Origin of the sequence: Nocardia sp. NPDC058633, assembly GCF_042717045.1 — a bacterium.
In the GTDB taxonomy this organism is placed as follows: domain Bacteria; phylum Actinomycetota; class Actinomycetes; order Mycobacteriales; family Mycobacteriaceae; genus Nocardia.
Genome location: NZ_JBHXRA010000013.1, coordinates 173,209 through 186,497, shown reverse-complemented (window position 1 = coordinate 186,497; position 13,289 = coordinate 173,209). Strand labels below are relative to the sequence as shown.

General features: G+C 67.9%; 12 protein-coding genes. 6 read left to right on the top strand and 6 right to left on the bottom strand.

Translation table 11 applies throughout. From position 1 onward, the window contains the following. The first annotated feature begins 11 nt into the window (after positions 1-11). Together ACFWUR_RS19075 and ACFWUR_RS19070 are read left to right on the top strand one after the other, a co-directional pair. Complete coding sequence (locus ACFWUR_RS19075) at positions 12-851, top strand: DUF1206 domain-containing protein (protein WP_378908483.1); 840 nt, start codon at positions 12-14, stop codon at positions 849-851. 84 nt (positions 852-935) lie between these two features. Next, complete coding sequence (locus ACFWUR_RS19070; RefSeq protein ID WP_378908482.1) at positions 936-1,592, top strand: DUF998 domain-containing protein; 657 nt, start codon at positions 936-938, stop codon at positions 1,590-1,592. A gap of 15 nt (positions 1,593-1,607) precedes the next feature. Here ACFWUR_RS19070 and ACFWUR_RS19065 read toward each other — a convergent pair whose 3' ends face one another. From ACFWUR_RS19065 to ACFWUR_RS19045, 5 genes are all read right to left on the bottom strand, one after another. Next, positions 1,608-2,204 (bottom strand): DUF2867 domain-containing protein, encoded by a 597-nt coding sequence (locus ACFWUR_RS19065; protein ID WP_378908481.1) that lies wholly within the window; start codon positions 2,202-2,204, stop codon positions 1,608-1,610. A gap of 67 nt (positions 2,205-2,271) precedes the next feature. Then, complete coding sequence (locus tag ACFWUR_RS19060; RefSeq protein WP_378908480.1) at positions 2,272-2,706, bottom strand: DUF3995 domain-containing protein; 435 nt, start codon at positions 2,704-2,706, stop codon at positions 2,272-2,274. A gap of 81 nt (positions 2,707-2,787) precedes the next feature. Beyond that, positions 2,788-3,468, bottom strand: coding sequence for a response regulator (locus ACFWUR_RS19055; protein ID WP_378908479.1), 681 nt, complete (start codon positions 3,466-3,468; stop codon positions 2,788-2,790). After that, on the bottom strand, positions 3,462-4,631 hold the full coding sequence (locus ACFWUR_RS19050) for a sensor histidine kinase (protein WP_378908478.1): 1,170 nt from the start codon (positions 4,629-4,631) through the stop codon (positions 3,462-3,464). The genes ACFWUR_RS19055 and ACFWUR_RS19050 overlap by 7 nt, the downstream gene beginning before the upstream one ends. A 142-nt stretch (positions 4,632-4,773) precedes the next feature. Further along, positions 4,774-6,267: an MDR family MFS transporter gene (locus ACFWUR_RS19045; protein ID WP_378908477.1), complete on the bottom strand. Its 1,494-nt coding sequence runs from the start codon at positions 6,265-6,267 to the stop codon at positions 4,774-4,776. A 325-nt stretch (positions 6,268-6,592) separates the two neighbouring features. Between ACFWUR_RS19045 and ACFWUR_RS19040 the strand changes: the two genes are divergently transcribed. Then, positions 6,593-7,519, top strand: a complete 927-nt coding sequence (locus ACFWUR_RS19040) for an alpha/beta hydrolase (protein WP_378908476.1) — start codon at positions 6,593-6,595, stop codon at positions 7,517-7,519. A gap of 15 nt (positions 7,520-7,534) precedes the next feature. Here ACFWUR_RS19040 and ACFWUR_RS19035 read toward each other — a convergent pair whose 3' ends face one another. Continuing rightward, on the bottom strand, positions 7,535-9,760 hold the full coding sequence (locus ACFWUR_RS19035; protein ID WP_378908474.1) for a hypothetical protein: 2,226 nt from the start codon (positions 9,758-9,760) through the stop codon (positions 7,535-7,537). Between the two features lie 150 nt (positions 9,761-9,910). Between ACFWUR_RS19035 and ACFWUR_RS19030 the strand changes: the two genes are divergently transcribed. From ACFWUR_RS19030 to ACFWUR_RS19020, 3 genes are all read left to right on the top strand, one after another. Next, positions 9,911-10,354 carry a GyrI-like domain-containing protein gene (locus ACFWUR_RS19030; RefSeq protein ID WP_378908472.1) on the top strand — a complete coding sequence of 148 codons (444 nt, stop codon included), beginning with the start codon at positions 9,911-9,913 and terminating at the stop codon, positions 10,352-10,354. Beyond that, positions 10,351-10,791: an AraC family transcriptional regulator gene (locus tag ACFWUR_RS19025; RefSeq protein WP_378908471.1), complete on the top strand. Its 441-nt coding sequence runs from the start codon at positions 10,351-10,353 to the stop codon at positions 10,789-10,791. The genes ACFWUR_RS19030 and ACFWUR_RS19025 overlap by 4 nt, the downstream gene beginning before the upstream one ends. A gap of 308 nt (positions 10,792-11,099) precedes the next feature. Beyond that, a complete protein-coding gene (locus ACFWUR_RS19020) occupies positions 11,100-13,268 on the top strand; it encodes an Rv1355c family protein (RefSeq protein WP_378908470.1) in 2,169 nt (722 codons plus the stop codon). Positions 13,269-13,289: the final 21 nt, after the last annotated feature.

Genomic DNA, 13,289 nt, shown 5'->3' with positions numbered 1-13,289 from the left:
GGGCGATCACTATGCCACACAGCACAGCTTCCCGATCCTCGTACGAAAACTCGTCCACCGCCGCCGGTCGGGTAGCCCAGAACAGCATCTTCGAACGATTCGCCCGCGCGGGCTTCGTGATGAGCGGCATCGTGCACCTGTTCATCGGCTACATCGCGATCCGGATCGCCCTCGGCGGTACCCCGGGCTCCGCCGACCAGTCCGGCGCCATGGCGGAACTGGCCGCCAAGCCGGGTGGTGGTTTCGCGCTCTGGGCAGGCGGCGTCGCGTTCGCGCTGATGGCGCTGTGGCGGCTCGCCGAGACCGTGTTGGGCAGCTCGTCCAGGCCTGACGACGACAGCAAGAAATCCGAAGCCGTCAATCGGGTGAAAGCCTTCTCCCTCGCGGTGGTCTATTTCGCCTTCGCTGTGTCGGCGTTCAATTTCGCCCGTGGCGGAGGCGGGTCGAGCAGTGCGCAGAGCACGGGGATCACCGCTCGCATGATGCAGAGCAGTGTGGGCACGATCGCACTGGTCGTCGGCGCGCTGATCATCATCGGCGTCGGCGGCTACCACGTCTACAAAGGCGCGTCCCGGAACTTTCTCGATGATCTGGAAGGCTCGACAAGCGATCTGGTGCGCTGGTTGGGCACGGTCGGCTACATCGCGAAAGGGCTGGCCATCGGCGCGGCCGGGGTGTTGGTGATCGTCGCGGTCGTCCGCTCCGAACCCGGTGAGGCAGGCGGCCTCGACGGCGCCTTGAAAACCCTCGGCGCCCAACCCTATGGGGTCGCGCTGCTCATCGCGGCGGGCCTGGGCATCATCACCTATGGCTTCTACAGTTTCGCCATGGCGCGAGACGCCAAGATGTAGTCGGCTCCCGTGTCTTCGGCCCCGCTTCCGCACGAGACGACGTCCGCGAACCCGCCCGGCGGGTGGCCGCCGGTAGCGGAATCGGTGGGTCGCCATCGTCGCCACATCGCCGCGGGGCTGGCATGGACCCTGGCGTTCGCCTACTTGCTCGCCGAACTGGTCACAGCCACCGCGTGGACCACGCCCTACAGTTTTCGCCACGACACGATCAGTGATCTCGGCATCACCACCTGCACCCAGCACGCCTGCTCGCCCTTGCACATGGTCATGAACGCGACCTTCGTCGTGCTGGGCTTGCTGACCATCGTCGGCGCCATCGGCCTGCTCGACTACATCCCGCACGGCCCGCGCCAGTGGTCGATCGTGGCGCTGGCCGTCGTCATCGGTCTGAGTACCGCGGCGACCGGGGTGTTTCCCTCCGACGGCGGCATCGTCGTGCACACCCTGGCGGTGATGCCCGCGTTCGTGTCCCGCCACATCGTGCTGATCCTGCTGGCGATCTGGCTGTGGAAACATCGCCGCCTGGCCGCGATCTGGTCCGGGGTGTGCGCGACGACCGGGCTCACCGGCACCGTCCTGCTCGCGATCGGCCTGCAGATCGGCATCACCGAACGCCTCGTCTTCTATCCGCTACCGATCTGGATGGCGGTCACCGGCACGGTCATCGCGTTCACCGCCGTCCGCAGCACGATCCCGTGGCCGCGCGCACGCCTGTCGACTCTGCCCGCTCCGCTCGCCTGAGTGGCCGGGACGCAATCACTCGCGGGGAGCGAGCAGACTCTCCCGTTCGCGCCAGACACGTTCCCATCGTCGAGTCAGGGCCGGGTACACGATCAGGTATCGGAACGGCGCGATGGCGGCCATGTATGCCCGCCCGAAGAGGCCGTTGGGCTTGACCAGGACTGCCATTCGTAGTTCGTATCCGGCGTCGTCGACCGGTGCCCAACTGAAATGGGCGACGGCGGCGACGGTTTTGTTGACCAGTTCCATCGCGTGCTCGTCGCGCAACTGGTAGAGCATGGTGAAGGGGAGATTCGGCACGGGCGCGCCCGAATCGGGTCGGCGTAGGTCGTTGGGCAGTCGGTCGCACAACGTCGTATCCCGACTACCGGCTTCCGGGCCGTCCCAGCCGAGCCATTCGCCGAGCTTGTTCCGCACCGCGAACAGGAACCCGACGATGGCCGGGTCCGGTTCGCTTCCCTCCGCCTCGCGGATTGCCGCGAGCATCACGGCCAGGTCGTCGGGGCCCGCGCCGGGCGTCCGATACGACCACACGTCGACAACACGGAAGTCGGGGGCGATCTCGTGAATCCGCCATGGCTGGGCGGTGTGCGCTTCGATGGGAAGTCTCATGATGTTGCCTCCTCGCAGGCGGTGACGGCTGAGCGCTCGCGGTGGCACGGGGTGATCCGCCGGGGCGTCATGAGGCGGCCACGACGGCGGCCAGTCCGCCGAGCACCAGGCAGAACGGCGAATAGGCGCGCTGATTGAGGCGGCGGTAGACGGCGGGGGCGTTCGGCGACCTGTCGGTCGGGTCGAGCAGACCCGAAACGCCGCGCGCCAGCAAGATCACCGCCACGGCCCAACTGGCCGACGTGACCGTCCACGCCGGGACCGCCGCGTGCACAACGTCGGCCCGCAGCAGCAGCACACAGCCCGCGGCGGCGAGGAGCGCGGTGACGCCGAGACAGGCGGGGAGGAACCACCGTCCCGGCGGTGTGTCGTGGGCCCATCCCATGGTGGCGCGGGCGAGATCGAGTCGGGTGTTCCATGGCCAGGCGGTGACGGTCCACAGGGCGTGGAGCAGGCCGACTCCGAACAGGAGGACGGCGGTCGTGACTGCGATTGCGCTCATGCTCCAACGATCGCGCGCGCGACGCCGATGCTCGTCAGCCGCTGGTCTCGATGTTCTCCACCTCGAGGATGAGGACCCCGATCAACGCCTGGACGGTCCGACCAGACCTGATTCGTAGGCCAGTACCACGGCCTGAACCCGGTCGCGCAGACCCAGTTTGGCGAGTACGTGTCCGACGTGGGTCTTGACCGTGGCCTCGGACAGGTGCAGGCGCGCCGCGATGTCGCGGTTGGTGTCGCCGGTGGCCACCTCGAGCAGGGTGTCGAATTCGCGCGGCGTCAGCGCGGCTCGAATCCGCACGGCCGCTCCGGTATCGGAAGTCGGCGAGTTCGCGACGTGGGCGATGAGCCGGCGCGTGGTGGACGGCGCGATGACGCCGTGTCCGGCATGGACCATGCGGATGGCGTCGATGATCTCCGCACCCCGCGCGTCCTTGAGCAGGAAGCCGCTCGCGCCCGCGCGGATGGCGGGGAAAACGTAGTCGTCGAGGTCGAAAGTGGTCAGCGCGATCACGCGACAGCGCGGCCGCTCGGCGGTGATCACGGCGGTCGCCTCGATCCCGTCGAGCTTCGGCATCCGCAAGTCCATGAGGGCGACATCGACCCGGTGTGCGCGCACCGCGGCCACCGCCTCGTCGCCGTCGGTCGCCTCCCCGACGAATTCCAGATCAGGCTGGCTTTCCACCATCATGCGCAGGGCCGAACGCATCAGTTCCTGGTCGTCGACGATCAGGACCCTGATCCGATCGGTGTCGTTCAGCACGGCACCCGCACATCGACGACCCAGCCACCATCGGTCGGCCCGGCGAACAATGTGCCGCCGACCGCGTCGACTCTCTCGCGCATGCCCGCCAGCCCCTTACCTGTCCCTGTGTTCTCGGTCGGTGTTCCGGTGTTGGTGACGCGCACATCGATTCCCGTGCCGGTGGCGGTCAGACTGACCCGAGCTTTCGGTCGACGACCGGCATGGCGTGTCACGTTGGTGAGCGCTTCCTGCACGACACGGTAGATGGTCAGGCCGACCGCGGGTGTGGTGTCGAGTCGGTCGTCCATCGACAACTCGACCTCGACGCCGGTCGCGCGGACGCGGTCGACGAGCGCGGGCAGCTCGGCCAATCCGGGTTGTGGCTCGGTCGACGCTGACTCGTCGCGAAGCACGCCGAGCAGACCGCGCATCTCGGTCATCGCCTCGCGGCCGGCGTCGGCGATGGTGGTGAGGATTTCGTCGGCGCGTTCGGGCGAGCGCGGGACGACGAGTCGACCGGCCTCGGCGTAACTGACCATCACCGCCAGGGAGTGCGCCACCACATCGTGCATCTCACGCGCGATCCGTCGGCGCTCGTCGGCGGCGGCCCGTTCGGCGAGCTGCGCGGTCCACGCTGCTCGCGTCGCGCGGTAGCGGCCGAGCGCCCACGCGGCGGTCGTTCCGCCGAAGGTGGTGGTGGCCAACAACAGCCACCAAGCCCAGGCCTCGATGGGCGCGCCGGTGAAACCCCACAGCCTGGCCAGAGTCAGCAGGCTGCCGGTCAGGCCGACCCCGAGCGCCACCGTGGGCCACGGCGCGCGGGTGTGTGCGCTGACCGCGTACAGCAGGGGGAAGAAGCACAGAATGCTCGGCAACAGGATCGGGCTGTAGGCGCTCGCCGCGGCGAAGTCGGTGACGCCGTCGATGTCGGGTGCGATCAGCAGGACCGCGCAGGCGAGAGCGCCGGTCGCGAACACCGGAACAGGGAGGCGACGAGCCGCCGCGACGCACACGTGCAGCGCGAGGAGCGCGACGGTCAGCGCGACCGTCCACCACGTCGAAACACCGCTGACGCGTACCGATTGCAGACTCGCGGGCAACAACACCGCGGCCATCACCGCGGCCAGGGCCACCTGCCCGGCGTGACCGAACAGCCGCGGCCCGTCCGCATGGATCGACACCCCGCTCAATCTACGCGGACAACATCCGGGCGAGAGGATCTCGTCGCGCTCGGCGAACCGGCGCCACAGCGGAGAAAGCCCCCGTCCGCGCGGTACGAACGGGGGCATTCGGTCGCGCGGACTCACGCGCGGGGAACTGCGGTCAGCGCTTGACCAGCTCCGGGGTTTCCGGTTCGTCCGCGGCGTCCTGCACGGGCACCGCATGGGGGTCGACGGCCGCACGGTTCGGCAGCAGGACCGCCATGACGATCACGACCAGGGCCAGGACGGCCGAGACCAGGAAGGCCAGGCGCATGCCGTCGAGGGTGGCGGCGGCCGCGGGGGTGCCCGCGTCGACGAGCGAGGTGCTGCGCGCCGACATGACGGTGACCACCAGCGCGGTGCCGAAGGCGGCCGCCACCTGCTGGATGGTGCCCAGCATCGAGCTGCCGTGCGAGTACAGGTGCATCGGCAGCGCGCCGAGACCCAGCGTGAACACCGGAGTGAACGCCGCGGCCAGCGACACCATCAGCAGGATGTGCAGGCCGAGCAGCTGCCAGTACGGCATGTCCATCGAGATCTGGGTGAATCCGGCCAGCGAGGCGGCGATGCCGACGGAGCCGGGGATCACCAGCAGGCGTCCACCGAACTTGTCGAACAGCTTGCCGACGGTCGGGCCGAGCAGACCCATCGCCAGACCACCCGGCATCACCAGCAGACCGGTTTCCAGCGGGCTCAGACCACGCAGGTTCTGCAGATATAGCGGCAGCAGGATCATCGAGCCCATCATCGCCAGGAACGCGATCGACATCAGGACCAGTGCCTTGGTGTAGGTGCCCTGCAGCAGGACGCGCAGGTCCAGCAGCGGGGTTCCGTTGCGCTGCAAGCTGAGCTGACGCAGCGCAAACGCGGCGATCAGCGCGACGCCACCGGCGGTGATCAGTGCCGCGGTGGAGTAGCTGTCACCGTGGAACTTGCTCAGGCCGAACACCAGGCCACCGAAGCCGAGGGCCGCCAGTGCCACGCTGGGCAGGTCGAGCGTGCTGGGCTGCGGTTCGCCGACGTTCTCCAGTTGACGCAGGCCGAGCCAGGTGACCAGACCGGCGATCGGCAGCATCACCACGAACAGCAACCGCCACGAGTCGAGGCCGGGGATGTCGAATTGCAGGATCAGACCCGAGATGACCGGACCCATGGCAGGCGCGACCGAGATGGCCAGGGTGACGTTGCCCATCACGCGCCCACGGTCCTTCTCCGCCACGACGGTCATCAGGGTGGTCATCAGCAGCGGCATCATCACCGCGGTGCCACCGGCCTGGATGATGCGGCCGATCAGCAGCACCGCGAAGGTCGGCGCGAGTGCCGAGAGCACGGTGCCGGTGATGAACACGCCCATCGCCACTGCATAGGCCCGGCGGGTGGTGACCCGCTGCAGGAACCAGCCCGTGGTGGGGATGATCGCGGCCATCGTGAGCATGAACGCGGTGGAGACCCACTGCGCGGCGACCTCGGTGACCTTCAGGTCGCTCATCAACCGCGGGATCGCGTTGATCATGATGGTTTCGTTGAGGATGACGACGAAGGTCGCGAGCACCAGCACGCGGATGACGGTCGGTGTCTTGCCCTTCGTCGTCGGCGTGGATAGATCGGCTGGCATCGGGGTACCTCCGGAGAGCATGGGAATTGGCTGGGCGTGAGCTGTGGCCCGATGCCGAGTCGACGACGTCCCGGCACCACAAGAGAAAAGACGGATTCCGTCGGTCCAACTCATCGGGCGTCGGTCAGTATTCCGGTCGGGTACGACACAAATCACGTGGTTTTTCGGATCCGCCCGGGCCGGTAGCGAGTGAAAGCTGCAGGTCCGGGGCGTATCGAAGACGGCCCTGCGGGCGATGGTGAGCCTGGTCACTGCCCTGTTCCGACTGTCGCGACACCGGTGTGTTCGTGGGCGTGGACTCCGAAACGCGGGGTATACCGGAGAGGTGACTGCATCGAGAACCTGGCTTGCTGTGGTGTGCGCGATTGTTGCCGCTCTCGGGGGTGCCGAGGCATCGGCCGACCCGGGGGCCTACGTGGCGGGGGAGGCGCCGCTGGGTGGCAGGTCCGCTCAGATCGATGTGTACTCGCCCGCGATGGGGCGGGTGATCGAGAACAAGGTGATCAAGGCGGCGGGGGCCGGGGCGCCCACGTTGTATCTGCTCACCGGGGCAGGCGGCGGGGCGGACGGAATCTCGTGGTGGGACAACACCGACGTACGCAACTTCTTCGCCGACAAGTTCGTGAACGTGGTGATGCCGGTCGGTGGTGCGTTCACCCTGTACACCGATTGGGTCGCCGATGACCCCGGCGTCGGTCGGGTGCGGTGGGAGACGTATCTGACCCAGGAGCTACCCGGGGTGATCGACGGCGCGCTCGGCACCAGCGGGCGCAATGCGATCGCCGGTGTCTCGATGAGCGCGTCGTCGGCCCTGGATCTGGCTATCCGGAGTGGTTCGCGGTTTTCCGCGGTGGCGGCGTTGAGCGGTTGCCCGTGGGCCGCTGACCCGTTGGGAATCGCGATGGCCAGCGCGCAGGCGGTGCGCGGCGGCGGGAACCCGGGAAATATGTGGGGTGTGCCCGGCGGTCCGGGGTGGCAGGAGCACGACGTGTTCGCCAACGCGGGACGGCTCGCGGGCAAGACGATCTTCCTGTCCGCGGCGACGGGTATGCCCGGTGCCAAGGACCGGGGTCTGCCCATGCCGCCGATCGAATCGCTCGCTGGGGCGTGCACTGCCGCTTTCGCCGGGCGGCTCGGGCAGTTGGGGATCCCCGCCGTGCACGTGCACCGGATGACCGGGTCGCACACCTGGGGCCAATTCGAAGCCGACCTGCACGAAGCCTGGCCGCACCTGGCCGCCGCTATCGGGTGAGCCGAGGCACCCGCCTCAGCTTTCGGCGGGCGCCGGCTTCGCCTGCACTTCGGCTACGCCGCCGAGCTCGTTGTCGCGCTCGCCGCGCCGGTACCACCACTGCAACAGGCCGATGCCGACCAGGGCAAGCAGGGCGGTGGTGAGGCTGGCGGAAAGCCCGGGCGGGCGCCAGGTGACCGTGAGCGTCGCATTGCGGGTTCCGGGCGGAATGTCCACCGCGACGAAGGTTCCCGCGACCGCGCGCACAGGGATCTCGCTGTCGCCGAGGGTGGCTGTGTAGCCGGGCCAGGCCAGCCGGGACAACACGATTCGCCCGCCGGTCCCGGAGGAGACGGTGGCGCGGTTGGTGAGTCCCGCTTCGGGCATGACGGTGGCGTGCACGCCGGATTCGTGCGCGATCAGATCACCGGGGGAGGGCAGCGGGTTGACCCGTTCCAGCACCCAGATCTGGTGTTCGTGGCCCGGGTAGTCGACGAATCGCCATCCGGCCGGGGCAGCTTCGGTGCCGGCGTGGGGATACTGACTGCGTTGCAGGACAACGCGATCCAATCGCATCAGGTCGACGATCGGGGTGTCGGTCGACGGTTCCACCGCGAAGGCCCGCCTGTACGCGTCGGGGCAGGTGCCGCCGTCCCATGCCATGCACAGCAGGCCGGCGAAGGCCGCGTGCCCGACGGGGGTGTACCCGTTCACGTACTGCAGCCCGAGGTTCTTGGCGTAGCTGCCCAGCGCGATGGAGCCGTAGGTGTCGGTGAGCGTTCGCTCCTGGTCACCCACCATGATCCGGTCCGCCAATTGCAGTGTGCGCCCGTCGAAGTCGGGGAACGCGGCCGTCATGTCCGAGCGTCGCTCGGGGAACCCGTACGACATCGGCGTCCGCGGAGCCGAGGCCACCTGTACGAACGCGATCGGGAATGTCGCGACGATGGTCAACACAGCCGCGGCGGCGATCCCGCGAGTGCGCGCCAGCCACACCACGCCTGCCCCGAGCCCGACCACCACGAATACCGCGAGGGCATGCCGTTCGACGAGTTCCGGTGCGGCGGAGAACGATCGGATGAACAGCAACGCGATCAGCGCACCCGCGGCCGCGTACCGTCGCCGCGACGACGCGAAATCCCCGTAGCGACTGATCAGCACACACACCAGCACCAGCAGGGCGATCGCGAGCATCGGCAACACGCGCGCCGGCCACCGCAGCGGGCCGATCGCCCCCGGCCCCGCCGTCCACATCAGGGTGGCCACCGCGAACAGGGCGATCCCGCTCCACGAGGCGGCGGCGCGCCCGGCGGCCCTCCAGTCGATGAACGCGAGCGCCGGAATCACGAACCACGCGATGTAGACCATCGGCAGCGGCTGCACGTGCCCCCACCACGCGGTGAACGCGGGCACGGTGCTCGGCAGGCTCGCATTGAGCGATTCCGACCACGGCACGGTCAGGAACGGGTCGTTGTGAACAGTGGATACGTCACCACGCCAGGTGGCCTGTGAGGACAGCAGGATCGGCAGGTTCGCGATCATCGACGCGAGCACCGCGAGCCCGGACGCGGTGAGCAGGCGCAGCACCGGTGCCCACCGGCGCTGGTAGAGGTACTCGCCCGCGGCGACGGTGGCGATCATCAACCCGGACTCGACCGCGGGAAAGGCGTATTGGATGGTCAGCGCGAGGTACAGGAACACGAACAGCGGAATCGGCCCGGTGCGACCCCGTGCGTAGAGGACGGCCGAGGCCCAGGCGTGCACCAGCCAGGCGGTGCCGGTCTGCGAGGTGAACCAACTGGCCTCGTCGAAGAACAGGAACCATCCGCTGAACGGAAACGCCACACCCGCGACCGCGGCCCAGGGTGCGCGGGCGCCGTAGGCCAGGCAGATGCGATAGACGCCGAGCGCGGCGATCGCCGAGAACACGAACTTCACGGCGGTCGCGTACAGCGCGAGATTGTCGAACGAGGGCGCCAGCAGGTACACCAGCAACTGCGCGGGGTTGTAGAGCCCGGCTTCCTCGAGGCTGTAGTTGCCCGCCATCCATTCCCACGGCACCATCGCCGGGAATCGGCCCGCCCGCAGTTCGGTACCGAGCAGCTGCCACATCGGTACGTACTGCGCCTCGGTGTCGTCGGTGTAGAAGTGTCGTGAATCCCCCAGCAGCACAGCGAGATACCCGACAAATACGGCGGCGATGACGACACCGGCCCACCGCACGACCAGTTTTCGCGGTTCGAGCTCCGCGTGTACCCACACGAGCGCGGGAGCTTACGGCTTCGGGGTGAATCGAACAACAGCGCGCGGTGTCCATGTCGCGGTGGTGGACGTTTGTCCAGCTCAGATGTGGTCAGGGTGGGGTTTGATAGCATGGCGCAACCGAGCACGACCCTTCGAGAGAGTCATCAATTGCAGTTCGAAATCGTCGAGCGGGACGAGACCTGGGTGGCCGGTCTCCCGGTCCGCAGTCCCAAACGCGCACTCGGAGAGCTGCGCGACCGGGACCTCGAAGCGGCATGGTCGGCGGTCCTGCATCAGGATCTGGGCGGGCCGCTGGCCAGCGCCTACACCGACTACACCGGAGAGCTGAGCACCTACAACACCCAGATCGTGGGTTATCAGTGCGAGTCGCTCGAACGGGTCACCCGTGGGCATCTGGCGGCTCGGCTGCCGCGCGGCACCTACGCGCGCTTCTCCTCGGTCGGCAACTTCCCGCAGGTGATGACGGATCTGTGGACCCAGATCGCCTACGCCGAGGAGCACAACCAGATCAAGCGCACCTTCACCGGCGACTTCGAGTGCTACCCGCACGCCTACAAGATCGATCTGTACCTGGCGGTCGATCCGCGATGACCTATTCGATCGTGGTCCGCGGGGTGGCGCTGTACGGCGGCCTGGCGGTACCGCGGGTCCATCCGAGCTTCAAGGTGAGCAACAGCGACCTGATCGAGTTCCTCAAGGACCGGCTGCGCGATCGTCCCGGTGGCGGCGAACCGCTGCACACGGTGTACGTCCCCGACCCTGCGGGCAACTGGAACGCGCTGGTCGCGCGCGAATACGCCTCCCCGGCCGACGTGCCGGTCGGCGACCTCATGCTGCGAGTTCCCAAGGGCATCTACGCCCGTTTCGCGCCCAACGGCGATTATCACGACCCGGTGGAAGACGTCTGGGCCCAGGTCGACGACGCCACCGCCTCGGCCGAGATCTCCCGCGCCTACCGCGAGGAGATCGAAGTGTGGCACGGCCCCGACACGGTGGAACTGTTCGTGTCGATCACTGTTGATAGCTGACTGTTAGCCGAATTCGAACCGCTCGGTCTGCATTACCGCACCTTCTGTTCGTTCGGTGGTTCTGACCTGCGGTTATTTCAACTGGCTCAGAAGGTTATCGGTAAATTAGCCACTCGTATGGTGCATTCCTTTTGAATGACGGATACTGCACAAGTTGGCATCGGTAGGAAGTCGACCGCGCGCGGGCGTTGAGCACGGAGTAGGAACACGATGGCTGTCGAAGCTATGCGGGCTGGAGTGAGGTTGCGGGGCATTCACCGTCGTACCGAATCGGTCGTGGCGCCGCTGTCTCGAGGTCGGCACGCTCGATGACCGACCCCGAATACCCGGCGATGGATCATCGTCCTCTTGTCCTCGATCCGACTGATCCCGCCGACGCGGCAACTCTGCGGCAGCTGGTAGGCGCGACCGGTATCCGCACCGATGACCTGCGCGCGGGGCTGCGCGCCGAGCTGGGCAGGCTCACCGCCGCGCCGCCCGGGATCGACCCCACCGAGGAACGCTGGGTGTACTACCCGTGGCGTCGCGCGCTGGTCGCGATCCTCGGTCCGGCCGCCTTCAGCGCTATCCGTTCCGACCGCAACCGCAACAAGCTCACCAGGGACGAGCAGCAGCGGCTGGGGCAGCTCACCGTCGGCGTCGTCGGGCAGAGCGTCGGTCACGCGGTCGCCTACACCCTCGCGCTCGAGGGCGCCTGCGGACTGCTGCGCCTTGCCGACTTCGACACCATCGAATTGTCGAATCTGAACCGGGTGCCGGGCGGACTGTTCGACGTCGGCGTGAACAAGTCCGTCGTCACCGCCCGCCGGATCGCCGAGCTCGACCCCTTCGTGCCGGTCGAGATCTGGCCGGCCGGCGTGCTGGCCGACACCGTCGACCAGTTCCTCGACGGGCTCTCGGTGGTCGTGGAGGAATGCGATTCCCTCGACATCAAATTCGCGGTCCGCGAGGCCGCGCGCAGGCACCGGATCCCGTTGTTGATGGAGACCAGCGACCGGGGCCTGTTCGACGTCGAGCGCTACGACCTCGAACCCGACCGCGAACCCTTCCACGGCCTACTCGGCGCGACCACCGGCGAGCAGTTGACCGGTCTCGACACCAAAGCCAAAGCCCCGCACGTGATGCGGATCCTCGATCCGGGACAGCTGTCGTCGCGAATGGCGGCCAGTCTCGCCGAGATCGGCGAAACGATCACCACCTGGCCTCAGCTCGGCAGCGATGTGCAACTCGGCGCCGCCATCGTCGCCGCTGCTGTTCGCCGGATCGGCCTCGGCGCCAAGCTGTCCTCCGGGCGAACCCGGATCGACCTCGAAGTCGCTCTGGATTCCCTCGCCGAACCCGGCTACATCGACGACGGCATCGACGCTGTCGTCGACGATCGGGTCGAACCACCGCCGTCCGACCCGATCGAGGCGATCCTCGCCTGTGCGCAGCGTGCGCCGTCGGGCGGCAATATCCAGCCGTGGCGGTTGCACGGGGTGGCCGACCTGATCGAAATCGCCCTCGATCCGGCCGCGACCACCGCCATGGACATCCGCCTGCGTGGCAGCGCGGTCGCGGTGGGCGCCGCACTGCACAACGCCCGCGCGGCCGCCGCCGCACACGGTCTGCTCGCGGACCGGGAGCTCGCCGTCGATGACCCGGCCACCCCCCTGATCGCCCGATTGCGTCTGCGAGCGGGCGCCGACCCCGACCTCGCCGCGGACTATCCGCTCGCGCTCACCAGGCAGACCAACCGTCGCCTCGGTGTCGCGATGCCGCTGCCCGGAACTGTCCTGCCCGCACTGGCCGACGCCGCCGCGGCCGAGCAAGCGATCGTGCATGCGATCACCGACGTCGACGCACTGGGCGAAGCGGCCCTGCTGCTCGGCGCCAGCGACCGCGTGCGCTATCTGACACCTCAGCTCCACCAGCAGCTCTATTCCGAACTGCGCTGGCCGGGTGAGGATGTGCGCACGGGCATCGACGTGCGCACCCTCGACCCCGCTCCGGATGAACTGGCCAAACTGCAGGTCGGTCGCCGCACCGATGTGATGGATCGGTTGCGGGAGTGGTCGGCGGGTTCGGCGCTCGGCGAGTTCACGGTCGACCGGGTGCGGGCCAGTTCCGCACTCGTGGCGATCACCTTTCGGACGCGCGATGGCGAGGCGGATCTGGCCGATTACGCAAGGGCAGGTGCCGCGGTGGAAAGGGTGTGGTTACGGGCCCAACTGCTGGGTTTGGCCGTGCAGCCGGTGTCGCCGGTGTTCCTCTATGCCGATCGGCGCGATGATTTGCGCAGCGTTTCTCCCGGGTTCACCGATACACTTGCCAGCATTCAGAGGCGTTTCCTGGACCTGCTGGGAAAACCTGAGGATGAGAACGTGGCATTGGTTCTTCGTCTGAGCTACGCCGCGGCTGCGAGCGTTCGTAGTCGACGGTTGGCGGTGCCCGGCAGTGGAACTGTGCCGGTGCCCGGCAGTAGCAACGACGGATAGCGCGGATCGGAGAAAACGTGC

Excerpts from the sequence above, each read along its gene's own strand:
- ACFWUR_RS19075 (WP_378908483.1), top strand. The coding sequence starts at position 12 with ATGCCACACAGCACAGCTTCCCGATCCTCGTACGAAAACTCGTCCACC.
- ACFWUR_RS19065 (WP_378908481.1), bottom strand. The coding sequence starts at position 2,204 with ATGAGACTTCCCATCGAAGCGCACACCGCCCAGCCATGGCGGATTCAC.
- ACFWUR_RS19060 (WP_378908480.1), bottom strand. The coding sequence starts at position 2,706 with ATGAGCGCAATCGCAGTCACGACCGCCGTCCTCCTGTTCGGAGTCGGC.
- ACFWUR_RS19045 (WP_378908477.1), bottom strand. The coding sequence starts at position 6,267 with ATGCCAGCCGATCTATCCACGCCGACGACGAAGGGCAAGACACCGACC.
- ACFWUR_RS19025 (WP_378908471.1), top strand. The coding sequence starts at position 10,351 with ATGACCTATTCGATCGTGGTCCGCGGGGTGGCGCTGTACGGCGGCCTG.
- ACFWUR_RS19020 (WP_378908470.1), top strand. The coding sequence starts at position 11,100 with ATGACCGACCCCGAATACCCGGCGATGGATCATCGTCCTCTTGTCCTC.